The organism is Sphingomonas quercus, assembly GCF_018863195.1.
Taxonomy (GTDB): domain Bacteria; phylum Pseudomonadota; class Alphaproteobacteria; order Sphingomonadales; family Sphingomonadaceae; genus Solisphingomonas; species Solisphingomonas quercus.
Genome location: NZ_JAHKRT010000001.1, coordinates 401,511 through 424,750, shown reverse-complemented (window position 1 = coordinate 424,750; position 23,240 = coordinate 401,511). Strand labels below are relative to the sequence as shown.

24 protein-coding genes are annotated in these 23,240 nt (G+C 66.2%); 7 read left to right on the top strand and 17 right to left on the bottom strand.

Annotated elements, in window-relative coordinates:
• Nucleotides 1-118: 118 nt before the first annotated feature.
• Nucleotides 119-568, top strand: a complete 450-nt coding sequence (locus tag KOF26_RS02140; protein ID WP_363181617.1) for a MarR family winged helix-turn-helix transcriptional regulator — start codon at nucleotides 119-121, stop codon at nucleotides 566-568.
• A 41-nt stretch (nucleotides 569-609) separates the two neighbouring features.
• Here KOF26_RS02140 and KOF26_RS02135 read toward each other — a convergent pair whose 3' ends face one another.
• A complete protein-coding gene (locus KOF26_RS02135; protein ID WP_216319209.1) occupies nucleotides 610-1,440 on the bottom strand; it encodes an alpha/beta fold hydrolase in 831 nt (276 codons plus the stop codon).
• A gap of 150 nt (nucleotides 1,441-1,590) precedes the next feature.
• A complete protein-coding gene (gene acpA, locus KOF26_RS02130; protein WP_216319206.1) occupies nucleotides 1,591-3,261 on the bottom strand; it encodes an acid phosphatase in 1,671 nt (556 codons plus the stop codon).
• 123 nt (nucleotides 3,262-3,384) lie between these two features.
• Between acpA and KOF26_RS02125 the strand changes: the two genes are divergently transcribed.
• A complete protein-coding gene (locus KOF26_RS02125; protein ID WP_216319203.1) occupies nucleotides 3,385-4,137 on the top strand; it encodes a FadR/GntR family transcriptional regulator in 753 nt (250 codons plus the stop codon).
• A 14-nt stretch (nucleotides 4,138-4,151) separates the two neighbouring features.
• On the opposite strand, the gene KOF26_RS02120 is transcribed toward KOF26_RS02125, so the two are convergent.
• The 4 genes from KOF26_RS02120 to KOF26_RS02105 all read right to left on the bottom strand — a co-directional run bounded on the left by KOF26_RS02120 (nucleotide 4,152) and on the right by KOF26_RS02105 (nucleotide 5,998).
• On the bottom strand, nucleotides 4,152-4,319 hold the full coding sequence (locus KOF26_RS02120; protein ID WP_216319200.1) for a hypothetical protein: 168 nt from the start codon (nucleotides 4,317-4,319) through the stop codon (nucleotides 4,152-4,154).
• A 121-nt stretch (nucleotides 4,320-4,440) separates the two neighbouring features.
• A complete protein-coding gene (dcd, locus tag KOF26_RS02115) occupies nucleotides 4,441-4,995 on the bottom strand; it encodes a dCTP deaminase (protein ID WP_216319197.1) in 555 nt (184 codons plus the stop codon).
• 54 nt (nucleotides 4,996-5,049) lie between these two features.
• A complete protein-coding gene (locus tag KOF26_RS02110; RefSeq protein WP_216319194.1) occupies nucleotides 5,050-5,514 on the bottom strand; it encodes a cytidine deaminase in 465 nt (154 codons plus the stop codon).
• 1 nt (nucleotide 5,515) lies between these two features.
• Nucleotides 5,516-5,998, bottom strand: a complete 483-nt coding sequence (locus tag KOF26_RS02105; protein ID WP_216319191.1) for a UPF0262 family protein — start codon at nucleotides 5,996-5,998, stop codon at nucleotides 5,516-5,518.
• Between the two features lie 132 nt (nucleotides 5,999-6,130).
• Here KOF26_RS02105 and KOF26_RS02100 point away from each other — a divergent pair, with 132 nt between their 5' ends.
• The gene (locus KOF26_RS02100) at nucleotides 6,131-7,642 is read left to right on the top strand and encodes a replicative DNA helicase (RefSeq protein ID WP_216319188.1); all 1,512 of its coding nucleotides are present in this window, start codon (nucleotides 6,131-6,133) and stop codon (nucleotides 7,640-7,642) included.
• A 34-nt stretch (nucleotides 7,643-7,676) separates the two neighbouring features.
• Here KOF26_RS02100 and KOF26_RS02095 read toward each other — a convergent pair whose 3' ends face one another.
• From KOF26_RS02095 to KOF26_RS02045, 11 genes are all read right to left on the bottom strand, one after another.
• Nucleotides 7,677-8,045, bottom strand: coding sequence for a hypothetical protein (locus tag KOF26_RS02095; RefSeq protein ID WP_216319186.1), 369 nt, complete (start codon nucleotides 8,043-8,045; stop codon nucleotides 7,677-7,679).
• A gap of 115 nt (nucleotides 8,046-8,160) precedes the next feature.
• Nucleotides 8,161-8,580: a c-type cytochrome gene (locus KOF26_RS02090; protein ID WP_216319183.1), complete on the bottom strand. Its 420-nt coding sequence runs from the start codon at nucleotides 8,578-8,580 to the stop codon at nucleotides 8,161-8,163.
• Entirely contained in the window at nucleotides 8,577-9,668 is a 1,092-nt protein-coding gene (locus KOF26_RS02085; RefSeq protein ID WP_216319181.1) for an FAD-dependent oxidoreductase, read from the bottom strand. The genes KOF26_RS02090 and KOF26_RS02085 overlap by 4 nt, the downstream gene beginning before the upstream one ends.
• A gap of 150 nt (nucleotides 9,669-9,818) precedes the next feature.
• Entirely contained in the window at nucleotides 9,819-12,731 is a 2,913-nt protein-coding gene (locus KOF26_RS02080) for a TonB-dependent receptor plug domain-containing protein (protein ID WP_253200954.1), read from the bottom strand.
• A gap of 332 nt (nucleotides 12,732-13,063) precedes the next feature.
• Nucleotides 13,064-13,822 carry a phosphoadenylyl-sulfate reductase gene (locus tag KOF26_RS02075; protein ID WP_216319177.1) on the bottom strand — a complete coding sequence of 253 codons (759 nt, stop codon included), beginning with the start codon at nucleotides 13,820-13,822 and terminating at the stop codon, nucleotides 13,064-13,066.
• The gene (locus KOF26_RS02070) at nucleotides 13,815-14,240 is read right to left on the bottom strand and encodes a DUF934 domain-containing protein (RefSeq protein WP_216319175.1); all 426 of its coding nucleotides are present in this window, start codon (nucleotides 14,238-14,240) and stop codon (nucleotides 13,815-13,817) included. The genes KOF26_RS02075 and KOF26_RS02070 overlap by 8 nt, the downstream gene beginning before the upstream one ends.
• On the bottom strand, nucleotides 14,233-15,867 hold the full coding sequence (locus tag KOF26_RS02065; RefSeq protein WP_216319173.1) for a nitrite/sulfite reductase: 1,635 nt from the start codon (nucleotides 15,865-15,867) through the stop codon (nucleotides 14,233-14,235). Before KOF26_RS02065 ends, KOF26_RS02070 begins: the two co-directional genes overlap by 8 nt.
• Nucleotides 15,867-16,163: a DUF2849 domain-containing protein gene (locus KOF26_RS02060; RefSeq protein ID WP_216319171.1), complete on the bottom strand. Its 297-nt coding sequence runs from the start codon at nucleotides 16,161-16,163 to the stop codon at nucleotides 15,867-15,869. The genes KOF26_RS02065 and KOF26_RS02060 overlap by 1 nt, the downstream gene beginning before the upstream one ends.
• Nucleotides 16,160-16,951: a uroporphyrinogen-III C-methyltransferase gene (cobA, locus tag KOF26_RS02055; RefSeq protein ID WP_216319168.1), complete on the bottom strand. Its 792-nt coding sequence runs from the start codon at nucleotides 16,949-16,951 to the stop codon at nucleotides 16,160-16,162. Before cobA ends, KOF26_RS02060 begins: the two co-directional genes overlap by 4 nt.
• A 237-nt stretch (nucleotides 16,952-17,188) precedes the next feature.
• Nucleotides 17,189-17,431: a hypothetical protein gene (locus tag KOF26_RS02050; RefSeq protein WP_216319166.1), complete on the bottom strand. Its 243-nt coding sequence runs from the start codon at nucleotides 17,429-17,431 to the stop codon at nucleotides 17,189-17,191.
• A gap of 12 nt (nucleotides 17,432-17,443) precedes the next feature.
• Nucleotides 17,444-18,826 (bottom strand): protein adenylyltransferase SelO family protein, encoded by a 1,383-nt coding sequence (locus KOF26_RS02045; protein ID WP_216319163.1) that lies wholly within the window; start codon nucleotides 18,824-18,826, stop codon nucleotides 17,444-17,446.
• Between the two features lie 37 nt (nucleotides 18,827-18,863).
• Here KOF26_RS02045 and KOF26_RS02040 point away from each other — a divergent pair, with 37 nt between their 5' ends.
• The 4 genes from KOF26_RS02040 (at nucleotide 18,864) to KOF26_RS02025 (ending at nucleotide 23,214) form a co-directional block, all read left to right on the top strand.
• Nucleotides 18,864-19,724: an alpha/beta fold hydrolase gene (locus tag KOF26_RS02040; RefSeq protein WP_216319160.1), complete on the top strand. Its 861-nt coding sequence runs from the start codon at nucleotides 18,864-18,866 to the stop codon at nucleotides 19,722-19,724.
• A 123-nt stretch (nucleotides 19,725-19,847) separates the two neighbouring features.
• Nucleotides 19,848-20,606 (top strand): SDR family oxidoreductase, encoded by a 759-nt coding sequence (locus KOF26_RS02035; RefSeq protein ID WP_216319157.1) that lies wholly within the window; start codon nucleotides 19,848-19,850, stop codon nucleotides 20,604-20,606.
• On the top strand, nucleotides 20,603-21,727 hold the full coding sequence (locus KOF26_RS02030; RefSeq protein ID WP_216319154.1) for a glycoside hydrolase family 130 protein: 1,125 nt from the start codon (nucleotides 20,603-20,605) through the stop codon (nucleotides 21,725-21,727). The genes KOF26_RS02035 and KOF26_RS02030 overlap by 4 nt, the downstream gene beginning before the upstream one ends.
• Before the next feature lie 83 nt (nucleotides 21,728-21,810).
• Entirely contained in the window at nucleotides 21,811-23,214 is a 1,404-nt protein-coding gene (locus tag KOF26_RS02025) for an NAD(P)H-dependent flavin oxidoreductase (protein ID WP_216319151.1), read from the top strand.
• The last annotated feature ends 26 nt before the right edge of the window (nucleotides 23,215-23,240 follow it).

Here is a 23,240-nt window from a genome sequence, read left to right as displayed (position 1 = left end):
TTATCGTGATCATTACGCCCGCCGACAAGCCCGGCCTTGTGCAACCGAGACCCAGAAACAAGGTGACATAGTCGAGGGAGCACTTGCGATAAAATCGCACGCGATATATATTCGACCCGTGAAACGCAAATCTCCTGATGCCGATGCGCTGGGCGGCCACCTCTGCTTCGCGGTCTATTCGACGGGGCTGGCCTTCAACCGCGTCTACAAGCCGATCCTGGATCGGCTCGGCCTCACCTATCCGCAATATCTCGCCATGGTCATCCTGCGCGGCGAGGACGGGCAGACGGTGGGCGAGCTTGGCGATCAGCTGTTTCTGGATTCGAGCACGCTTACTCCGCTAATCAAGCGGCTGGAGGCTGCGGGGTTGGTCACCCGCCGTCGCGACAGCGAGGATGAGCGCGTCGTCCGCGTCACCCTGACCGACAAGGGGAGGGCGGTTGCCGAGGAGGCGAAATGCGTGCCGGGCGAAGTGCTCGCCGCCACCGGCCGCACGCCGGAGCAGCTCGGGGTACTGGAGCGCGCCATCGTGCAATTGCGCGACACGCTGCGCGCCAACGCCGCCTGACCGCGGGACGCCCGGACCGCGCGGCCCGGGCGCCCTTCGGTTCAGCCTTGAATGAAGGCGAGCAGCTCCGGGTTCACGACATCGGCATGGGTAGTGCACATGCCGTGCGGCAGCCCCTCATAGGATTTGAGCGTGCCGTTCTTCAGCAGCTTCACGGCGAGCGGCGCCGAGTCCGCATAGGGCACGATCTGATCATCGGTGCCGTGCATCACCAGCACCGGGACCTCGATCGCCTGTAGATCGGCGGTGAAGTCGGTCTCGGAAAAGGCCTTGATGCAATCATAATGGGCCTTGGTCCCGCCCATCATGCCCTGCCGCCACCAGTTCCGGATGACACCCTGGTCCACCTTCGCGCCCGGCCTGTTGTAGCCATAGAACGGACCCGACGGCACATCGAGGTAGAATTGCGCCCGATTGTCGGCCAGCGCCTTGCGAAACCCGTCGAACACCTCCAGCGGCAGCCCGCCGGGGTTGCTTTCCGACTTGACCATCACCGGTGGCACGGCGCCGATCAGCACCGCCTTGGACACCCGGCCGGGCTTGGCGCGCGCGACATAGCGGGTCACCTCGCCGCCCCCGGTGGAATGGCCGATATGGACGGCGTCCCTCAGGTCCAGCGCTTCGGCGAGCGCTGAGACGTCGGCGGCATAGGTGTCCATCTCGTTGCCGGTATCGGTCTGGCTGGACCGGCCATGGCCGCGCCGGTCATGGGCGATGACGCGAAAGCCCTTGCCGAGGAAATAGAGCATCTGGTTGTCCCAGTCGTCCGCGCTCAGCGGCCAACCATGATGGAACACGATCGGCTGCGCGTCCCTGGCGCCCCAGTCCTTGTAGAAGATCTCGGTCCCGTCTTCGGTGGTGATCGTCGTCATGACAATGCTCCTACAGCTGAGCGCCAGACAGGAAGCGGATGGGGCCACCCCGGCGCCTCGCGCCCCATCCCCAAGCAGAAGCCGATCGCACCCATTCGCAGGTCATGCTGGCCAAGACTATGCCCGCGCGGAGCGACGGGCAATCGTCGGTCAGGCGAAACGGAGCGCGTTGGTGAGATCGCCCGGGGCGGGGCCACCGGCGGCGACCATCGCCCGCTCGCGCTCGATCAGGCCGGGCAGCCGTTCGAGGCCGAACCGGCGGGTGATGAAACGGGCGATCGACCCGGTGTCATAAATGCTGTGATCGACCTCGCCATGCCGCGCATGGGGCGAGATGACGATCGCCGGGACGCGCGTGCCGGGCCCCCAGCGGTCGCCCTTTGGCGGCGCGACATGATCCCACCAGCCGCCATTCTCATCGAAGGTGACGACGATCAGCATCTTGTCCCATTGCGGGCTCTTGCGCAGCGCGTCGACGACGCCGGCGATATGCCGGTCACCGGCATCCACGTCGGAATAGCCGGCGTGCATGTTGAGATTGCCCTGCGGCTTGTAGAAAGTGACCGGCGGCAGCTTGCCGGCCTCGACATCGGCGAGGAACAGGTTGGTCCGCGCCGTCTCGCCGACGCCGCCGTCGCGCAGATGGCGATCGCGCGCCGCCGTGCCGGGGGCGAGGCTCGCGAAGTAATTGAGCGGCTGGTGGTGATACTGGAAATTCGGCCGGGCGGGGAAGGCGCGCTCGGTGTTCAGGCCTTTCAGCGTCTCGCCCCACCCGCCGGCATACCAGGCCCAGTCGACGCCGCGCGCGCTCAACACGTCGCCGATCATCTTGTGCCGCTGCGGCGGCACGGTGACCGGGCTGGTCGCATCCGCATGGTCCGGGCGCGCCGGATCGAGCTTCGGTGCCGGCGCATAGGGCGGCATCATCGTGTTCACCGCCCAGAAATCGGGGGTGATCGAGTTCGGGACGAAGGCCGGCGGGCCGTCCATCGCGCTGGCCGGGCTGTCCTTGTGCAGCTTCGGGCGGATGCCGCGCGGGCTCGCATCGTCCAGCTGAGTGACGCGGTCGCGCGCAGGGCTCCTGTCGGCATTCGGATAATAAGGCGGCTGGGCGGCAACGAGATATTGGTGGTTGAGGAAGGAGCCGCCGAACGCGCCCATGAAGAAATTGTCGCACAGCGTGAATTCGCGGGCGAGCTGCCACAGGCGGAGGTTGGCCGAGCAATCCCCATAATGGCCCATCACCAGCGCGCCGCTGTCCCCCCAGGCGACGAACCCGTCATTGCGGCCGCCATTGATCTGCAGCTGGTTGTTGTAGAAGGCGTGGATGAGGTCGCGGGTCACCACGCCATGGGGCAGGGGATCGCCCTCGGGCGTGCTGAGCGCGAAGGGCGCGTTGGGCAGCGGCGCGAGATCGTCCGGCCCGATGCGGAAGGTGCGGTGCTCCACCACCTGCTCCTGCGGCACCAGCCCTTCCCAGATCTTCGGCAGCTTATCCAGCACCCGCCCGTCGCGGTCGCGCTGGAGGAAGCGCTCGGGCGGCACCGCCGACAAGGGCTGCTCCAGCCCCGGAAAGCCGGCGAAAAGATTATTGAAGCTGCGATTCTCGGCGAAGATCACGACGACCGTGTCGATATGCGCGCGCAGCACCGCATCGGTGACAGGCTTCCCGGGTCCGGTCTGGCGGGGCGGGGCCTTGGCCTCGCTGCCGCTCGCCACGGCAGCGGCAACGCCGGCCGCCGCCAGCCCGCCCAGCAACAGCCGGCGGTCCGGATCCTGCGGTCGCTCATCCTCAGGCCGGCCGTCACGCGTGTCGCTCATCGCATTACCCCAACTTGCTCGCCCGTGCGGTAAAGAGGATAGCGGCCCGGGCGCAAGCACCTTGTTGCTTGCAGAAATTGGTCAGGCCGGTCAATCTACTGGTCTGACCAAAGAGGAGCGGGAATGAACGGCAAGGCCGAAGGTGGGCGACTCTACGAACGGGTATCGCGCGATATCGCCGAGGCGATCGCCGCCGGACATTACGAGATCGGCCAGCGCCTGCCCGCCGAGCGCAACCTCGCGCTCCACTATGCCGTGTCGCGGCCGACCGTGCGCGAGGCGATCATCGCCCTCGAGCTGGACGGGCTGGTCGAGGTGCGTATCGGCTCGGGCGTCTATGTGGTCGCATGCCAGCCGCGCGGCGGCAAGGCCGCGCCCACCGATGTCGGTCCGTTCGAACTCACCGAGGCGCGGCGCGCGATCGAGAGCGAGACCTGCGCGCTTGCCGCCCAGCGCATCAGCCAGGAGACGCTGGACGATCTGGCCGGTGTCGTTGCCGAGATGCAGGCCGAGAATGAGCGCGACGTGGTGATGTCGGAGGATGCCGACCGGCGCTTTCACCTGCTCGTTGCCGGCGCCTCGGAGAATAGCGCCCTCGTCGCCGCGGTCAGGATGCTGTGGGACACGCGCGCCCGCTCGCCGCAATATCAGTTGCTTGCCGCCAAGGCTCATGCCGCCGGCGTCCGCCCGCGCATCGAGGAACATGCCGTGATCCTCGAGGCATTGCGCACCGGCGATCCCGATCGGGCTCGCGCGGCGATGCAGGATCACATGAACCATGTGCTCGAATCGCTCTTCGAGGCGACCGAGGTGCACGAAATGGAACAGGCCCGCGCGCGGGTAGCCGAGCAGCGGGCGCGTTATTCCGGCGGGTGATGCCGGCGCCTTCGTCAGCTGATGACGCGATTGCCCGCGTGATAGGCGCGTTGCCGGCCGATCGCCGCCGTCGCCATCATCGTCGATGCGAATACCGCGACCCAGGCCAGATGGGCCAGATCGGGCCGCATCACGGCCGTACCAATTCCGAGCGTCGCAAACAGGCTCGCAAGCTTGGCCATCCGGGACCTCCCTCAGGTTCTCGTCAGTGCCTGGGCGGGTCTATAGTCGGATTCTACCGCAATGCGGCATGCAATGCGCGCAACGGAAATTGCAGAAAAATCAGCCAAAGGGGCGGGAACTCTAGAGCCGCGGCAACGTTACGCCACGTTGCCCCATATATTTGCCGGCCCGGTCGGCGTAGCTCACCTCGCACGGCTCATTGCCCTGTAGGAAGAGGAATTGGCACGCCCCTTCATTGGCATAGACCTTGGCGGGCAGCGGCGTGGTATTCGAAAATTCGAGCGTGACGTGGCCTTCCCAGCCGGGTTCCAGCGGCGTCACGTTCACGATGATGCCGCAGCGCGCATAGGTGGATTTGCCGAGGCAGATCACCAGCACGTCGCGCGGCACCCGGAAATATTCGACGGTGCGCGCCAACGCGAAACTGTTCGGGGGAATGATGCAGACCTCGGTCTTGCGGTCGACGAAGCTGTTCGCGGCGAAATTCTTCGGGTCCACCGTCGCCGAATCGACATTGGTGAAGATCTTGAACTCGTCGGCCACACGCGCGTCATAGCCGTAGGAGGAAAGGCCGTAGCTGATGCAGCCGTCGCGCCGCTGGCTCTCAACGAAGGGCTCGATCATGCCATGCGCCTCGGCCTGGGCACGGATCCAGCGGTCGGACATGATCGACATTGACGGGCTTCCTCCTGGGGGCACGGCCTAGCCGCTCCCTGCGCCGATTGGCAATCAGCCGATGCCGAGGTCGCCGGGGCCGAACGCCATCGGCAGCAGTTCCGACAGGCGATGGTGGGAGATCGCGTCGCCCTGCGCCGCGCCGCAATGGACGGCGATGTCGCGCCCGCCGAGCTGCGCCGCCTCGTTGAGCACTTGCCGACAGCGTCCGCACGGGCGCACCACCACGTCGCCGCCCATCCGCCCGCCGGCGTCCATGAGCCCGCCGACCACGCCCACCGCCACCACATCGCGCAGCCGGCCCCGGGCATTGGCCGTCGCCAGCGCCACCGTCTCGGCGCAGAGGGACAGGCCATAGCTGGCATTCTCGAAATTGGTGCCGGTGATGATCTCCCCGTCCGTCATCAACAGCGCCGCGCCGACCGCGAACCGGGAATAAGGGGCGTGGGCGTGGCGGGCCGCCTCGCGCGCGGCATCGATCAGCACCCGGGCTGCGACGTCCTCGATCGGTATCTCCATATCAGCCGCGTATATGCAGCACGCAGATGAGAGTGAAGAGTCGCCGCGCCGTGTCGAAATCGACGGCGATCTTGCCCGCCAGGCACTCGCGCAGCAGCTCCGCCGCGCTGTTGTGGACACCGCGCCGGGCCATGTCGATCGTCTCGATCTGCTGGGTCGATGCCTGCCGCACGGCGCGGAAATAGCTGTCGCAGATCGCGAAATAATCTTTGATCAGCCGGCGGAACCGGGTCAGCGACAGCACCAGCGTCTCCAGTGGCGCGCCGTCCCGCGCGGCGACGTCGATCGCCAGCCGCCCCTCGGCCACGCTCAGGGCTACCCGGAACGGTCCATCATAGCCTTGCGGATAGGCGCGCTCGGGCGCGAAATAATTCGCGGCGAGCAGATCGGTCACGGCAACGCGCCGTTCCTGCTCCACCTCGTCGCTGCGCCACATGATCGTGTCGGCGTCCAGCTCGATGTCGATGATACGCGGATCACCCATCCGGCGCCTTTTATATGCTGCGAGTGCGAAAGGCAAAACGCGCCGGGCCGCGGGTGGCTCCGCCCCGGTTTGGCGGGCGCCGGCCGCAGCGCGGGGTGGCGGGCGGGGGGCGGCTGTGCCAAACCCTGCGCCATGGCCGAACCGATGCGACTCATGTCCGCGCCCCACGCGGAAGCGACCTCCATTCCCGCCAATGTCGAGGCCGAGGCGGCGCTGCTCGGCGCGCTTCTCATCGACAATCGCGTCGTCGAGGACGTGCAGGTCAAGCTCAAGGTCGATCATTTCCACGAGCCGCTGCACGGCCGCATCTACGAGGCGATCCTCCGGCTGGTCGACAAGAACATGGTCGCCAACCCGGTGACGCTGAAGCCGATGTTCGAGGCGGACGAAGCGCTGAAGACGCTCGGCGGCCCGGCCTATCTGGCGCAGCTCACCGGTTCTGGCGCGGCGCTGATCGGCGCGCGCGATTTCGCCCAGCAGATCTACGATCTCGCCTTGCTCCGCGCCCTCATCGGCGTCGGGCGGCAGATGGTCGAGAATGCCACCGACACCTCCGAATCCGTCGATCCCAAGACCCAGATCGAGGCCGCCGAGGTGGCGCTCTATCAGGTCGCCGAGCAGGGCGGCGAGAGCGGCGGAACCAAGAGCTTCGGCATCGCCACCCGTCTCGCCCTGGAAATGGCCGAGAAGGCGCTCAACTCCGGCGGCCATCTTTCTGGCGTCACCACCGGGCTGGAGGGGCTCAATGCCAAGATCGGCGGCCTGCATCACTCCGATCTGCTGATCCTCGCCGGCCGTCCCGGCATGGGCAAGACCAGCCTTGCCACCAACATCGCCTTCAACGCGGCGCGCCGCTATCTCCGCGACAAGGAGGACGGCATCGAGGAGAAGCGGTCGGTGGGCGCGGCGGTCGCCTTTTTCAGCCTCGAAATGTCAGCCGATCAGCTCGCCACCCGCATCCTTTCCGAACAATCGGGGATCAGCTCCGAAAACCTGCGCATGGGCAAGATCAGCCAGCAGGAGTTTCGCAACCTCGCCCGTGCCGCCGCGGAGCTGGAGGAGCTGCCGCTCTATATCGACGACACCCCCGGCCTGACCATCGCTGCGCTGCGCACCCGCGCCCGCCGGCTGAAGCGGCAGCGCGGCATCGGCTTCATCGTCATCGACTATCTTCAGCTGCTGTCGGGCTCGGGCAAATCGTCCGAATCCAATCGCGTGCAGGAAATCTCGGAGATCAGCCGCGGCCTCAAGCAGCTCGCCAAGGAGCTGAACGTGCCGGTGCTGGCGCTGTCCCAGCTCAGCCGTGCGGTCGAGCAGCGCGAGGACAAGAAGCCGCAGCTGTCGGACCTGCGCGAATCCGGCTCAATCGAGCAGGACGCCGATATCGTGCTGTTCGTCTATCGCGAGGATTATTACGTCGCCGCCCGCGAGCCCAAGCGCCCGATGCCGGAAGACGACGCCAAGGTCCACGACGCCTATGACGAATGGGGCCGGGACATGCAGCGCGTGTCGGGCATGGCCGAAGTGATCGTCGCCAAGCAGCGCCATGGCGCCACCGGCAAGGTCAAGCTTCGCTTCGACAGCCGAATCACCAAGTTCAGCGACTTCGCGGACGACGTCTATCAGCCAGAGCGGTTTCAGTAGGGCGGGCCCCGGTCCGGCGGGCCGCCGGGGCGCGTCACTGGCATTTGACGATCTTGTCGTCTCCCAGCATCGCTGCCTTCGGCCCCAGCCAGCGGACCTTATGTTGCACGACCTGCGGCGTGGGAAGGCGCACCGGGGCGCCTTCGTCGGTTTCGATGACTTCGCGGATCGTCAGCGTGACGACGTCGCCGCGCAGGCTCCAGCTTCCATGGCCGTCGACATCCTGCACCTTGCCGTCCGCCGCAAAGGCCACGCCCTGATCATTCTCGCACCCGCCCTCATAGCTCCACCCGCCCGTCAGCCACGCCCGGGTGATCCGGGGATCGGGCCGCGCGGCCGATGGCGCCGCTGCGGGGGCAAGGCTTCCGCCCCCCATCGCCACCGCCAGGATGATGGCGCCCACCAATGGTCGCATGTTCGGCATAGTCATTCCCTCAGAATCTGGTCCGGTCAGAATGGACAGATATCATCGGGCGTATCGTGAAACCTTTGATCTTGAACAAGATTCGAGGCCATTGTTAACGCGGGGCAAACGCGATCCGGTCCAGCGCGCCCTGATCCGCCGGCAGGGGCTGCGCGCCCGCCGGCATCCCGTTCGCCTTGAGCAGATAGGCGACGATGCGGGCATTGTCCTCCGGCGTCAGTGACCCCGGCGCCATTTGCGGCATCGCTCGGCCGATATAATCGAACAGCGTGCCCACCGATCCGTTCGACCAGTTGCGCAGGAAACGGCCGGTAAGGGCGGGGATCTCATAGGTGCCCGCCAGCGTCTCGCCATGGCAGGCCGCGCAGGCGTCCTTGTAGAGCATCGCGCCCTGCGCCGCCTGCGCTTCGCTATAGACGCCGGTCGCGGTGCTGGCGGCGGGCCGCTGGCCGGGCGCGGCGACGGCGAGCGCCAGCGCCGGCGGCAGGCAGACGAGGGCGACAAGGCGGCTCACGCCCGGCCTCCCGCCATGCGCGCGAACAGCGGCGCGACGATCGCCAGTCCCGCCTCGATATTGCTGCGGTCGGGCAGCTCCATGCTGTTGCCGACCCCTTCCATGTCACCGAGCGTGCTGTCGGTGTGCATCACCATCACCCCGTCGCTCTTCGACAGCAGCGACACGCCGCCATAGCCGAGCCCGTAATGCGCCTCGGGCTGGGGGATCAGCCAGCCGGTCTGGCCGCGCACCGGAATGATCGTCTGGTCGCGCCACAGGTCGCGCGCGGCATAGCCGGGGCAGTTGATCACCACCTTCTCCGGCAGTGCGGCGATATCCGCCGGCGAATGGAAATCGCGGTTCTGAAATTTCCCGCCCATCGCGAAGAACTCGCTCAGCAGCATATGGCCATAGCCGGTGAAGTTGAAATGCATCTGGCTTCGCCGCCTGGCATAGGCCGTGCCGAACGGGTTCTCGCCGGCCGCAAGGTTGGTCGAGGAGGGGACGATATCCCTGACCAGCGAATCATATTCGGCGAACTCGCCTTCGCTCTGCGGCACGCCGGTGGCAGCGAAGCTGCTCGTCGCCGGTGCGTGCTCCCGATTGCGGGGCGGCGTGTCCGAGAGGCTGTAGCTGTCGATGAACTCGACCGGCTGCCCCGGCAGGCCGAGACAGGCACGGAAATAGCGCCAGGAAATGCGCGCCATCTGCTCCCACAGGGCGGCGAAGGCCGGCCCGGCCGGCTCGGTGAGCGCGATGCGCGACGACGGCGTCCACGCGCCAAACGCCCGCACCGATCGCGTGCGGGAGAACATCTCGCGTGCGTAGATGGTGACGTTGAGCCCTGCGCGCTGCGCGACTACCGCTGCGGTCAACCCGACGATGCCGCAGCCGACCACGGCGATATCCCTCGGCAGGACCGACATCGCCTTGCCGACCGCGATCTCCGCCGATCCCCAAGACAGCGACCAGCCGCTGCCGCCATGGCCGTAATTATGGATGACCAGCGTGTCGCCGAGCTGCTCGGCGTCCAGCCGGCAGCCCTGCGCGCGGAATGGCCGGATGCAGCATTTCACGTCGACCAACTCGTTCGGCGAGACGCGCATCGGGGCGAGCATCGGCCCAGACGGCGTACGACCGGGCCCGCTTCTCGCAAGCCCGGTCGTGCATCCGGCGAGGCTCAGCCCGCTGAGGGCTATCGAGCCTGTGAGCAGTTGTCTGCGCGCAAGCCCGATGTCCTCCGACATTACACCCCCTTAAAACTTGAAGCCGACCCTGGCATAATAATAGCCGCCATTATAACCATAGGGCGAACCGTTCTGGTAGGGGCCGGTGAGGTTGCTACCGTTGCCGATCCGCTCCTTCACCTCCTGGTTATACTGCCAGCTCACCCCGTTCGGATAATGATTGAACAGGTTGTTCGCGCCAATCGTCAGCCTGAGGAAGTCGGTGAGCTGATAGCTGATGTCGAGGTCGGCAAGGAAGGCAGCGTTGATGCGCTGCTTGTAGATCAGGGGCGCGACACAGGTCGAGCAACTTCCAACAACGCTGCCGTCGTCGTTGATCGAACCGGTGGACTGCGTCGCGGATGACCAGGTGGAGCCATAATAGCTGCCACGCAGCCCCACGCTAAGCTTGTTCCATGTCGCGTTGGCGCCCGCCGTTATGCGAATGTGCGGGCTGTCATGCTCAGTCGGATAACTGTCGAAGCCGGTATCCGTCGCGTAAAGCGTGGTCAGGTTCGGCTGGATCTCCGAAATATAGAAGCCATCCGGAAGCGGATTCACCTTGGTGATCTTGTTCTTGTTATAGTTCATCGACAGGTTCCAGTTGACGCGCACCGGACCGAAGTCGCTGCGGTAGTTGGCCTGAATGTCGATGCCCTTGGTACGCACGGAGAGAGCGTTTGCGAACGACTGTACCGACAGGTAGCCGCCGCTAAGTTCGCGGCCATTGGCGGGGTCTGCGTTCAGATAGAGCACCGCAGCCGGAATATCGCTCACGACCGAGGTCATGACGTCATAGATCGGCTTCTGGTTGTTGATGAAATAATTGTCGTCGGTGACCTGCTGCGAGGTGTAGGTGCCAATGGCCGCCGCGACGTTGCAGGACAGGGTGGTCGGCGACGTCGGGGTGCTCCCCAGTGTCCGTGCATCATTGGGATTGCTGTTCTGGACGACATTCGCTGGCGGGCAATAATTGCCCCGATATCCGTAGAAGGTCGGCGTCATCATGATGCGATCACGCAGCTTGATCATGTAGGCGTCGACCGTGATCGACAAACGATCGATCGGCTTCAGCACCAGGCCAAGGCTGAAATTCGTTGATTTCTCCGGCTTCAGGTTGCCGAAGCCCAGGTTCGAAATAATGTCGCCATTGGCGGGGAATATGCCTGCCAGATAATTGGTGCTGACGTTGATGCCGGAATAATATTCCTCGGCCAATGTGGGCGCACGGAAGCCAGTGGAAACCGTGCCACGGACGGCAATCGCATCGGAGAAATCATAGCGGCTGGTCAGCTTGAACACGGTGGTGTTGCCGAAGTCGCTATAATGTTCATGGCGAATTGCGCCGTCGACGATCCACTTGTCGGTCGGCTTGACGCTGATATCGAGATATTGGGAGAAGTTATTGCGCTTGCCATGGCCCGATGCCGCGCTGTCCGGAGTCCAGCCGTAGAAGGATTGTGCCCCGCCGCCATAATAGGACATCGGATCGCCCGCGCCGATGGCGTAGGTCTCGTGGCGATATTCCATACCGAAGGCGATGGTTACCGGGTTGACGAGGCCGATGTCGAATTCATGGGTCAGATCGAGCGTGGTGCTCCACTGACTGGCCTTCAGATTGCCGATGTAGATGTTTGTCGGCGTGGCGCCGGTATTGGCATAGAGCGTGCCATTGGCCGAATTCGCCACGCTCAGATCATAGCGGTCGCGGCCATAGGTAGTGGCGAGGTCGAAGTGCGTGTCGCCGAACGCGCCGCTGAAGCCGCCGGTAAAGGCGTAGTCGGTCTCGGAGGTAACCTGCTCCGGCTCGAAGCCCTGCGGGGCGAACAGCATTCGCGTCCGGCCGGAGACGATGGCGGCGCCGCTTGCCGGGCCAGCCGGATAGGTGACGCCGTCGACGGTCACCGCGCCGGTGTTCATATAGTAACCGCCCTCGACATCGCCCGCGCAGCCGGCGGAACTGCCGACGACGCAATAGATGTTGGCCGGAGGACGGGCCACCTGCAGCGTCCGGGCGTTCTTGTGCCCGTAGCTGCCGAAACTGTAGATCTCGAAATCGCCGAATTCATAGCCGGCATTATAGGCCACGTTGGCGAGATCCATTTCCGGATCGCCCTGACGTTGATCCACATAGGGATAATCAGGATTGTTGAGATAATCCGGATACAGGGCGAGGTTGCCGGCAGCGGTCGTATTGGCCGGGCCGGTCTGGTAATATTGGGCGTTGTAGTGGGTGCGAACGCTCCGACCCTTGTGCCGCCGCTCCGCAGACAAATTCAGATAGGCGCCTTCAAACGGCTCGATGCCGATATTCCCGCTGATGCTCCAGGACTTTCCGCCTGTCTGCATGCAATGATCGACGAGGCCGCCGGGGCAGGAACCATCCTTGCTCTGATCGAAATACTGGCCGCCGTCGACGGTGAACGAGCCGCCGTGATTGGCCTTCTTCTGAATGATGTTGATGACGCCGGCGATGGCGTCTGTGCCGTACTGCGCCGCGGCTCCGTCCTGCAGCACTTCCACATGATCAATTGAAACGGAAGGCACGAAGCTCATGTCGGGCGCGGCGGCACCGCCGAAGACGCCACCAGCAACCGAGACGTTTGCCGTGCCGTGGCGGCGCTTGCCGTTCACGAGGACCAGGGTGTGGTTCGGGCTAAGGCCGCGCAAGCGGAAGGACAGGTTCACCTGCTGCAGGTCGGTGCCGAAGGACTGGGCCTGCACGGATGGCAGGTTCTGCGCAAGTGTCTGCACCAGATCCGGCTGGGCTGTGCGGGCCAGGAGATCGCCACCGAGCAGCTGGATCGGCGCCGGGCTGTCCGCGGCACCCATGCCGGTGGTGCGCGTACCGGTGACGATGATGTCCTGCTGCGGTTCGACGTCGGCTGCTTGTTGGGCGCGCGCGGCCGTGCCAGCTGCCAGCATGGCAACAGCGATCGCCATGCGCGAAGAGAGCGCAAAAGATTTCATGATATCCCCCCAGATCGTGGAGTGCACCAAGTACGTCCGTCACCGGATCGCCTTGGGCTTATCCCCTTTGACCGTGCTTGTTGTTTCGCGACATGCTGCGGAACTGCAGCGGTATCGTTGCAATGACGATAAACGTTACGGAAACCATTTGGCCCGACTGTGTCGCAGGGGAATAGCTAACCCAACGCGGAAGAGTCCGCAATATGCAAAAACGGAACTTGCCCGATTGTGACCTGATTGCATCACGATGCAAATCGATCGGAAATGTGGCGACAAAGAGGGGCGCCGACCGGCGCCCCGTCGTGTCAGAACGCCGGCTCTTCGCCCGGCTTCGGGGTCACATGGATGCCGCACTCGACCTTGTCCCAGCCCCGCCAGCGGCCGGCGCGCGGGTCTTCGCCGGGCAGCACTTTTGACGTGCAGGGCGCGCAGCCGATCGAGGGGTAGCCTTCGGCCTCCAGCGGGTGGCGGGGCAGCTTGTGCGCCTCGAAATAGCCTTCGAGCGCGGTCTTGTCCCAGCCGGCGAGCGGATTGAGCTTGAGCCGGCCCTCGTCCATCTCGAACAGCGGCAGCGCCTTGCGGGTGTTCGCCTGAAAGCCCTTGCGGCCGGAAATCCACGCATCGAACGGCACCAGCGCCCGGCGCAGCGGCTCCACCTTGCGGATCTCGCAGCAGCCGTCCGGATCATAGGACCAGCGCAGTCCCTTGTCGTCCCTGGCCGCAAGGATGCGCGGATCGGGGCGATAGACGCGCAGGTCCGTGAAGCCCAGCCGTTCGGCGAGCTCGTCGCGATAGGCCAGCGTCTCGCCGAACATCTTCTGGGTGTTGGTGAAGATCACGGGCACGTCGCGATCGACGCTCGCGATCATGTGCAGCAACACCGCCGATTCCGAGCCGAAGGACGACACCGCGGCCACCCGGTCCTTGAGCGGCCCGGCGAGCAGCTCCGCCAGCATGTCTTCCGTCGGCATGCCGGTATAGCGCGCGTTGAAGGCGTCCGCATCGGCCTGGGTGAAGGCCGGCGTGACGTCGATCATGTCGAGGGTGCGGGCGGGCTCAGCCACGGCGGCGCGCCCAGATCGGGGCCGTGCCGTCGGCGGCGGGCTGGTAGCGGGCGGGATAACGGGTCAACGCCCGCTCCACCGCCGCCATGTCGAGCGGCGCCTCGGGCGCGAAGCTGTCGAAGCCGCAGCGGCGCATATGGGCGATCTGATCGACCAGCACATCGCCCTGCGCGCGAAGCTCGCCCTTGTAGCCGGCCTCGCGCAGGATGCTCGCCGCGGAATAGCCGCGCCCGTCGCGGAACGTCGGGAACGCCACCTCGACCAGCGCCAGCCGGTCCAGATAGGGCAGCAGCAGGCGCGCGTCCTCGTCCGATTCGAGGCGGACGGCGGTGGCATTGGACTGGCCGAGGAAGCTGTCGAGCGTGACGGCCGGCTCCTCATGCGGCTCGTCGTCGCGAAAACGCAGGGCGTCACCCATAAATGGCTTCCTTGAAAGGCTGGAGGCCGACCCGGCGATAGGTGTCGAGGAAGCGCTCGCCCGGATCGCGCAGCGCCTGATAGGTCTCCACCGCCTTCTCGACGGCATCTACCACCCCGTCCTCGGAGAAGCCGGGACCGATGATCTTGGCGACGCTGGCATCTTCCGCGCCCGACCCGCCGAACGAGAGCTGGTAATTCTCCTCGCCTTTCTTGTCGACGCCGAGGATGCCGATATGGCCGGCATGATGATGGCCGCAGGCGTTGATGCAGCCGGAAATCTTGAGCTTCAATTCGCCGACGTCGCGCTGCCGCTCGAGGCTGGAGAAACGCTCGGCGATCTTCTGGGCCACCGGGATCGAGCGGGCATTGGCCAGCGCGCAATAATCGAGGCCGGGGCACGCGATGATGTCGCTGATCAGATCGAGATTGGGCGTGGCGAGGCCGGCCGCGTCTAGCGCCTGCCAGATCGTGTAGAGATCGCGCTTGGCGACATGCGGCAGGACGAGGTTCTGCGCATGGGTGACGCGCAGCTCGTCATGGCTGTAGCGCTCGGCGAGGTCGGCGATCAGGTCCATCTGGTCGGCCGAGCAATCGCCGGGAATGCCGCCGATCGGCTTCAGGCTGATCGTGACGATGGCATGGCCCTTCGCCTTGTGGGCGACGATGTTCTGATCGACCCAGACGCGAAAATCCGGATCGCCAAGGTCCAGTTCGTCCGGCGCCTCCGGGTCGAGGGGCGGGGGGGCGAACTGCACGGCGATGCGCTCGAATTCCTCTGCCGGCGGATCGAGGCCGAGCGTCTTCACATGCGCCCATTCCTCTTCCACCTGGCGGGCATATTCCGCCGCGCCGATCTCGTGGACGAGGATCTTGATGCGCGCCTTGAACATGTTGTCGCGCCGGCCATAGCGATTGTAGACGCGCAGGCACGCCTCCAGATAGCTGATGAAATTCGCGGCCGGCAGGAATTCGCGGATCAGCGGCGCGACCATCGGCGTGCGCCCCATGCCGCCGCCCACGAACACCTTGAAGCCGAGTTCGCCGGCCTCGTTGCGGACGATCTCGACGCCGATATCGTGCAGCCGCATGGCCGCCCGATCCTCGGCGCTGGCGATCACCGCGACCTTGAACTTGCGCGGAAGATAGCTGAACTCGGGATGGAAGGTGCTCCACTGGCGGAGCAGTTCCGCCCAGGGGCGCGGGTCCGTCATCTCGTCGGCGGCGGCGCCGGCATATTGATCGGACGTGGTGTTGCGGATGCAATTGCCGCTGGTCTGGATGGAATGCATCTCGACCGAGGCAAGCTCGGCCATGATGTCCGGCGCGTTCTTCAGCTCGATCCAGTTGAACTGGATGTTCTGGCGCGTCGTGAAATGGCCGTAGCCGCGATCATAGGTGCGCGCGATATGGGCCAGCTTGCGCAGCTGCCGTGCGCTCATCGTGCCATAGGGAACGGCGATGCGATACATATAGGCATGGAGCTGCAAATAGAGGCCGTTCATCAGCCGGAGCGGCTTGAACTGGTCCTCGGTCAGCGCGCCGGACAGGCGGCGCTCCACCTGCTCGCGAAACTCGTCGACGCGGGCGGCGACCATGCCGTGGTCGAAATCATCATAACGGTACATCAGATCACCCAGTCGCGGTCGGCCGGATCGGCGGGGGCAAGGGCAAGGTCGGGCCGGACGGTCGGCCCGATGGCGCGGATGCGGTCCTTGATATGATCGGGACGGACATGGCCGCCCTCGCGGGTGGCGTCGATGGCGTAGGCGCCGTTGACGCGCCGCGCCGCCTGCTCGACGGCGAGGATCGCGTCGGCCTTGTCGGCGACGTCGGTCGCCTCGTCGACATGCAGCGACCAGCCCTCGCCGGTCCACCACGTCACCTGCCCGGTGACCAGGTCATTGCCGGTGAGGATCCTCATGCCTGCAAGGCCTCCGCGCGGGCGGCGAGGCTCGCCAGCCGGTTCTCCGCGTCAGACAGCAGCACCACTTCGCCGACGACGATGATCGCCGGGCTCAACACCTTCTCACGCCGCACCATGTCCCCCAGATCGGCCAAAATCGTCCGCATCGCCCGCGCCTCGGGCAGCGTGCCGCGCTCCAGCACGGCGACGGGTAGCGACGGCGCTGCGCCGTCGGCCATCAGCTTGTCGGCGATCGCGGTGGCATTGGCGACGCCCATGTAGATGACGAGCGTGCGGCCCTTGCCGGCAAGGCCGGACCAGTCCTGCTCCGACAGGCCCTTGCACTGGCCCGCGACGAAGCTCACCGCCGACGACCAGTCGCGATGGGTGAGCGGCAGCATCGCCTCGGCCGCGCAGCCGAGCGCTGCCGACACCCCGGGGATCACCTCCACCTTGAGGCCGGCCTCGCGCACTGCCTCGACCTCTTCGCCGCCGCGCCCGAACACGAACGGATCGCCGCCCTTCAGCCGCACGACGATCGAGCCGGCGCGGACATGGGCGACGATCAGCGCGTTGATCGCGTCTTGCGGCAGGGTGTGGCGGGCGCGGGTCTTGGCGACGCTGATGCGCTGCGCCTCGGGCCGGGCGTGATCCAGCACGCGCATGTCGATCAGCCCGTCATGCACGATGATGTCGGCCTCGCGCAGCGCCTCCACGGCACGCAGCGTCAGCAGCCCCGGATCACCGGGGCCGGCACCGACCAGAATGACGCGCCCGCGCGCCTGAGGATCGAGAAGTGTCGCCATGGTCGCGCATTTGGCGTCAGACGCGCCGCTGCGCAACCGAGGGAATTTTTGAGAGGGTACAGAGATACTTTCTCTGGTGGCGGGGTGGGGATTGTGAGCCAGCCGCCCGCCAACAGCCGCCCCTTGGCCGTCACCCCGGACTTGATCCGGGGTCCATCCATCCGCGAACTCCGGAGCTTGTGGCGACATGGCTGCTGAACCGGGTTCAGCATGACGGAGGGGCAGGCGAGGGCGCCTCTAGCGCCCGGCGTCCCGCTCTCGCCGCCGGGCTTCTTTTTCCTCCTTGCGCCGCTCCTTCGCCTCGCGTTCCTCCTGCTTGCGCATTTCGCGGCCGCGATTGCGGTCGGCTTCTTCCTGGCTGGTGGTAGACCAGTCGACCACCTGGCTGCCGGCGCGCACGGGGAAGGTGACGATATTGGCCGCCGTGCGCACGCAGCCGGCAAGGGCCAGCGCGGCGGCGGTGAGAAGCAGGATACGCATAGTCTTACTCCTTCACACTCGGTGCGCTTCACCCATGCGCCGTATCGCCTCGACCTTGGCGTATAGCGGTGCCCAGTCGTCACGTTCGGCGATCGCCGACCAGATCGCCTCCACCTCGTCGATATGCATCGAGCACGGGGCTTCTTCCGCCCAGTAATCGTGATCCGTCGCCCCGGCCACCGGCGCCGCATGGGCCACCGCCAGCCGGAAGCCGGCAAAGGCCGGTGCGTCGTACGCATCCGCCTCGCGGCGCAGGCGCCCGCCCCGCCAGTCGAAGAAGAAGCGGTCGATCCCGACGCCGCCGTCGGTCAGCGCCGCCTGCATCGCCTCGAGCAGCGCGAGCCGGTCCGCCTCCGTCGCCAGCGTCACGCCGAGCCGGGCGAGCATCGCCGCCGCCAGTTCCGCCTCGTAGAATTGCGGAAACTCCTCGAGCACCTCGACCAGCGGGTCGGCCTCGCTCAACAGCCGCAGCGACACCGCCAGCTGCACGACGTCCCAGTGGATCGCCTGCGCCTGCCGACCGAAAGCGTAGAGGCCCTGATGGTCGAAATAGGCGGCGGTAAAGCCGGGCTCCCAGTTCGGCGCGAAGCGCCACGGGCCATAGTCGAAGCTCTCGGCGGTGATCGCGATATTGTCGCTGTTGAGCACGCCATGGACGAAGCCTGCCCCCATGTAGCTCGCCGCCAGCCGCGCCGCGCCGCGCACGACATGGGAGAGGAGCTGCACCTCCGGCACGTCGCCCGGATGTTCGTCATAGAGGGTGCGAAGGCAATAGGCGGTGAGCGCACGCATGCCCTCCGCATCCTTGAACCAGGCCAGCCGCTGGAAGCTGCCGATGCGGATATGCCCATGCGACAGCCGTACCAGCACGGCCGAGCGGGTCGGGGAGGGCTCGTCGTTGCGTTGCAGCCGCTCCCCCGTCTCGATCAGCGAGAAGGTCCGGGAAGTCCGCACGCCGAGCGCCTCCAGCATCTCGGTGGCGAGGATTTCCCGCACGCCGCCCTTCAGCGTCAGCCGACCGTCACCGAAGCGGCTATAGGGGGTCTGCCCCGACCCTTTGGTGCCGAGATCGAGCAGCCGGCCATCCCCGGCGCGAAGTTGCGCGAAGAGAAAGCCCCGCCCATCGCCGATATCCGGATTGTACACCTGGAACTGGTGGCCGTGATAACGCAGCGCCAGCGGCTGCGGCAGGTTGTCGGGAAGCGGCTGGAAGCGGCCGAAATGGGCGATCCACTCCGCATCGCCGAGCCCTGCCAGCCCCACCGTCGCCGCCGCGCGATCGTTGCGGAAGCGCAGCATCGTCTGCGGAAAGTCCGCCGCCGCCACCGGATCGTAAAAGCCGTCGCCGAGCGTGAGGATCGGCGTTGCCGGATTATATTGCGGGGTCTGGGCCATGACGCGATATGGGGGGCAGGGAGGCGGGAGCGCAACCATGACAGCACGGGCGATCGAATGGCACGACGGCTGGTGGTGGTCGCGCGACGGCCTGCGCCTTCACTATCGCGACTATCCGGGCCGGCCGGACCGCCCGCCGATCGTCTGCGTGCCCGGCCTTACCCGCAACGCGCGCGATTTCGAGGGGCTGGCGGCGCGGCTGGCCGGCGACTGGCGGCTGATCTGCGTCGAGCTGCGCGGCCGCGGCGAGAGCGCCTATGCGCGCGATTCCATGACCTATGTGCCGCTCACCTACCTGCAGGATCTGGAAGCGCTAATCACCGAATTGCAGCTCGCGCGCTTCGTCTATTTCGGCACGTCGCTGGGCGGGCTGCTCGGCATGCTGCTCGCCGCCACCGGGCGGAGCAGGTTCGCCGGCGTGCTGCTCAACGATATCGGGCCGGAGCTGGACCCGCGCGGGCTGGAGCGCATTCGCGGCTATGTCGGCAAGCCCGCCGCCTATCCGACCTGGCTCCACGCCGCCCGCGCGCTGGCTGACGGCAATGCCGCGGTCTTCCCTGATTATGCGCTGCAGGATTGGCTGGCCATGGCCAAAAGGCTCTGCCGGCTGAACGCGTCGGGCCGCATCGTCTACGACTATGACATGAAGATCGCCGAGCCGATGCGGCTCCATGCCGATGCTATCGACCTGTGGCCGGCCGCCGAGGCGCTGCGCGACATGCCGGGACTGCTGGTGCGCGGCGCGCTCAGCGACATCCTCTCGGCCGAATCAGCCGAGCGGATGGTCTCCCGCATCGGGCTCGAACTGGTGACGCTGCCCCGCACCGGCCACGCCCCGACGCTGGACGAGCCGCCGGTGGCGGAGGCGATCGACCGGCTGCTGGCGCGAGTGGCCTAGGTGGGGCCGGCAGCATGGCGAAAGTGATCGGGTGAGGCGGGTGGCTCGTCCGCTCTGCTGATGATGCGGGGAACGCTCCGCCCGTTCGGGGCTTTTGGCCTCCGGACAGAGGAGCCCCCCAACATGACCGATCTCGCCGACGCTCACACCGCCAAGCCCGATCTCAGGGGACGCCGCGCCGCCATCACCGGCGGCACCACCGGCATCGGTCGCGCCATCGCCGTGCTGCTGGCGAGCGAGGGGGCGAAAGTGTTCGTATGCGGTCGCACGCCGGAGCATCTCGATGATGCGCTCGCCCGCATCCGCGAGGTGGGCGAGGGCGACGGCATCGCCATCGATCTCGCCGGGGAGGGCGCCTCCGACCGGTTCTTCGCTGCCGCGGAGCAGGCGCTTGGCGGGCTCGACATCGCGGTGATCAACGCCGCCATTCCGGCCAGCGGCCTCACCGAAATGAGCGCCGCCGAATTGCGCTACGCCATCGCTACCGACTTCACCGCCTATCTGATGAGCGCGCACGCCGCCGCGGATCGGCTGGGCGGCGAGGGCGACATCGTGCTGATCGGCTCGATGTCGTCGCACACGCTTCAGCCGGGTTCCACCGTCTATGCCGGTATGAAGGCGGGCATCGCCGGCTTTTCCGAGGCGCTGCGCCGCGAGTTGGGGCCGAAGGGCATCAAGGTTTCGCTGGTCGAGCCGGGCAAGACCGGGGCCGATTTCCAATATCCGGAATTCCCGCCGGAAAAGCAGCGCGAGAAGATCAGGGAGGAGACGATGCTCCGCGCCGAAGATATCGCCGTCGGCGTCCATTATCTCCTCACCCAGCCGCGGCGCGCCGTCGTCCAGCAGCTCGTCATCACCCCGCGCACCGAGGACAAGGAATGAGCGCCCCGATCGACCGCCTGGTCTTCGGCCCTGATGATGTCGATCTGTCCCGCTCCCCGCTCGCCGGCCGGCTCGGCGGGGAGGAGACGTTCGTGCTCGGCGCGTTCAACCCGGCGCTGACGCGGTTGCCCAACGGCAATCTGCTGATGATGGTGCGCATCGCCGAAGCGCTCAGCCATCCGATCCGCGACGGCCATATCCGCGCCATCCGCTGGGACGAGGGCAATTATGTTCTGGATGCGTGGCCGCTCGACCTCGTCGACACGCGCGATCCGCGCAAGTTCCTGGTCCATGGGCCGGGCTGGCGGGTGATGGCGCTGACCTCGCTGTCATGGCTGCTGCCGGTCGAATTGTCGGCGGACGGGCGGGAGGTGGTCGCCGTCGATTATGAGCGGGCCGTCGCACCTGCCGCGTCGTGGCAATGCTATGGCGTCGAGGACGCGCGGATCAGCCGCGTCGACGGCCGCTACATGATGACCAGCTGTTCGGTCAGCCCCGAGCGCCATTCCACCACCCTCTACACCTCCGAGGACGCGCGCGACTGGCGGCTGGAAGGCATCATCCTCGATCATCAGAACAAGGATATGCTGATCTTCGAGGGGCTGGTGGACGGCTTCTACTGGGCCCAGACGCGGCCGCTCGGCGACCTCTATTTCGCATATCCCCCGGGCAGCGAATGGCGCGCCGGCCCGTCGATCAACCTCGCCCGCTCGCCGGACGGGCTTCACTGGAAGCCCTATGAGAAGCCGGGCATCCGCCCCCATTCGGCCACCTTGCATACCGCGCGCATGGGCGGCGGCACCCCGCCGGTGCTCACCGACCAGGGCTGGCTGTCGCTGTGGCATGGCGTCGAGCCCAAGGAGATCGTCGGCATCTACCGCACCTATTGGTCGCTGCTCGACCGCGACGATCCCTCGCGCGTGGTGCGCACCAGCCACCAGCCCATCCTCGAGCCCGCCCCCGAGCTGACCCGGCCGCTGGAGCACCGGATGTATATTCGTGACGTGGTGTTCTCCACCGGCCTGGCCGACGCGGGCGACCATTTTATCGTCGCATCCGGCGAGGCGGACCTCGCCTGCCGCATCACCCATGTGCCCAAGAGCGCGTTCGGACTCGCCTGAGCCTTACATTCCGACACAGTTTTCCGCGCGCAAAATGCCTCGCTTCTGCTATAGGCCGGCGGATTTTTCAGCACGGAGGCGAGATGTTCAAGGGTTTGCGGCCGATCGTCTATGGGGGTCGCGAGGTGTGGCCGCTGGTCGAGGGCGGCAAGGGCGTGGCGGCCACGAACCACGCTTCCTCCGGTGCCTGGGCGGCTGCCGGCGGCATCGGTACCGTTTCCGCCGTCAACGCCGACAGCTATGATCCGGAAGGCCGCATCATTCCCCAGGTCTATCGCGCGCTCACCCGCCGTGATCGCCACGAGGAGCTGATCAATTACGCCATCGACGGCGCCGTCGAGCAGGTGCGCCGCGCCTATGACATCGCCAGCGGTCACGGCGCCATCAACATCAACGTGCTGTGGGAGATGGGCGGCGCCCAGCGCGTCCTGCACGGCGTGCTCGAACGCACCCGCGGCCTGGTCTCCGGCGTCACCTGCGGTGCCGGCATGCCCTACAAGCTGTCCGAGATCGCCGCCTCCTACAATGTCAGCTATCTGCCGATCGTATCCTCGGCGCGCGCCTTCCGCGCGCTGTGGAAGCGTGCCTATTCGAAGGCAGCCGACTGGCTGGCGGCGGTGGTCTACGAGGATCCGTGGAAGGCGGGCGGCCATAACGGCCTGTCCAACGCCGAGGATCCGCTGATCCCCGAGGATCCTTATCCCCGCGTCAAGGCGCTGCGCGAGACGATGCGCGAGGGCGGCATCCCGGACAGCACGCCGATCGTCATGGCCGGCAATGTCTGGTTCCTGCGCGAGTGGAATGACTGGATCGACAATCCCGAACTCGGCACCATCGCCTTCCAGTTCGGCACCCGGCCGCTGCTCACCAGGGAGAGCCCCATCCCGGAGGCATGGAAGCAGCGGCTGATGACGCTCGACGAGGGCGACATCCTGCTCCACCGCTTCTCGCCGACCGGCTTCTATTCGAGCGCGGTGCGCAATCCCTTCCTGCGCAACCTCGAGGCGCGCTCGGAACGGCAGATCGCCTTCTCCACCCAGGCGGCGGGCGACCACCAGTATCAGCTCGACGTCGGCGTCAAGGGCAAGAGCTTCTGGGTCACCCGCAACGACCTGCTGCGCGCCCGCGAATGGTTCGGCCTCGGCTTCACCACGGCGCTGAAGACGCCGGACAACACCCTCGTCTTCGTCACCGATGCGGAGGCGCGCGTCATCCGCAAGGATCAGGCTGATTGCATGGGCTGCCTGTCGGCCTGCGGCTTCTCCTCGTGGATGGATACCGAATCCAATTCCACCGGCCGCCTTGCCGATCCGCGCAGCTTCTGCATCCAGAAGACCCTGCAAGACATCGCCCATGGCGGCGATGTAGACCAGAACCTGATGTTCGCCGGCCATGCCGCTTATCGTTTCCGGCAGGATCCCTTCTATTCGAACGGCTTCGTGCCCAGCGTCGGCCAGCTCGTGGATCGCATCCTCACCGGCAATTGAGGGCGCCCAAGCCTTTCTTGTTCGAC

Bases quoted from the DNA above. Each gene is read 5' to 3' on its own strand.
- KOF26_RS02050 (WP_216319166.1), bottom strand. From the start codon at position 17,431: ATGCGTATCCTGCTTCTCACCGCCGCCGCGCTGGCCCTTGCCGGCTGC.
- KOF26_RS02105 (WP_216319191.1), bottom strand. From the start codon at position 5,998: ATGGGTGATCCGCGTATCATCGACATCGAGCTGGACGCCGACACGATC.
- KOF26_RS02070 (WP_216319175.1), bottom strand. From the start codon at position 14,240: ATGGGTGACGCCCTGCGTTTTCGCGACGACGAGCCGCATGAGGAGCCG.
- dcd (WP_216319197.1), bottom strand. From the start codon at position 4,995: ATGTCGATCATGTCCGACCGCTGGATCCGTGCCCAGGCCGAGGCGCAT.
- acpA (WP_216319206.1), bottom strand. From the start codon at position 3,261: ATGAGCGACACGCGTGACGGCCGGCCTGAGGATGAGCGACCGCAGGAT.
- KOF26_RS02100 (WP_216319188.1), top strand. From the start codon at position 6,131: ATGGCCGAACCGATGCGACTCATGTCCGCGCCCCACGCGGAAGCGACC.
- KOF26_RS02035 (WP_216319157.1), top strand. From the start codon at position 19,848: ATGACCGATCTCGCCGACGCTCACACCGCCAAGCCCGATCTCAGGGGA.
- KOF26_RS02060 (WP_216319171.1), bottom strand. From the start codon at position 16,163: ATGAGGATCCTCACCGGCAATGACCTGGTCACCGGGCAGGTGACGTGG.
- KOF26_RS02065 (WP_216319173.1), bottom strand. From the start codon at position 15,867: ATGTACCGTTATGATGATTTCGACCACGGCATGGTCGCCGCCCGCGTC.
- KOF26_RS02085 (WP_216319181.1), bottom strand. From the start codon at position 9,668: ATGCGCGTCTCGCCGAACGAGTTGGTCGACGTGAAATGCTGCATCCGG.
- KOF26_RS02110 (WP_216319194.1), bottom strand. From the start codon at position 5,514: ATGGAGATACCGATCGAGGACGTCGCAGCCCGGGTGCTGATCGATGCC.
- KOF26_RS02125 (WP_216319203.1), top strand. From the start codon at position 3,385: ATGAACGGCAAGGCCGAAGGTGGGCGACTCTACGAACGGGTATCGCGC.
- KOF26_RS02120 (WP_216319200.1), bottom strand. From the start codon at position 4,319: ATGGCCAAGCTTGCGAGCCTGTTTGCGACGCTCGGAATTGGTACGGCC.
- KOF26_RS02135 (WP_216319209.1), bottom strand. From the start codon at position 1,440: ATGACGACGATCACCACCGAAGACGGGACCGAGATCTTCTACAAGGAC.
- KOF26_RS02025 (WP_216319151.1), top strand. From the start codon at position 21,811: ATGTTCAAGGGTTTGCGGCCGATCGTCTATGGGGGTCGCGAGGTGTGG.
- KOF26_RS02030 (WP_216319154.1), top strand. From the start codon at position 20,603: ATGAGCGCCCCGATCGACCGCCTGGTCTTCGGCCCTGATGATGTCGAT.
- KOF26_RS02080 (WP_253200954.1), bottom strand. From the start codon at position 12,731: ATGGCGATCGCTGTTGCCATGCTGGCAGCTGGCACGGCCGCGCGCGCC.
- cobA (WP_216319168.1), bottom strand. From the start codon at position 16,951: ATGGCGACACTTCTCGATCCTCAGGCGCGCGGGCGCGTCATTCTGGTC.
- KOF26_RS02045 (WP_216319163.1), bottom strand. From the start codon at position 18,826: ATGGCCCAGACCCCGCAATATAATCCGGCAACGCCGATCCTCACGCTC.
- KOF26_RS02040 (WP_216319160.1), top strand. From the start codon at position 18,864: ATGACAGCACGGGCGATCGAATGGCACGACGGCTGGTGGTGGTCGCGC.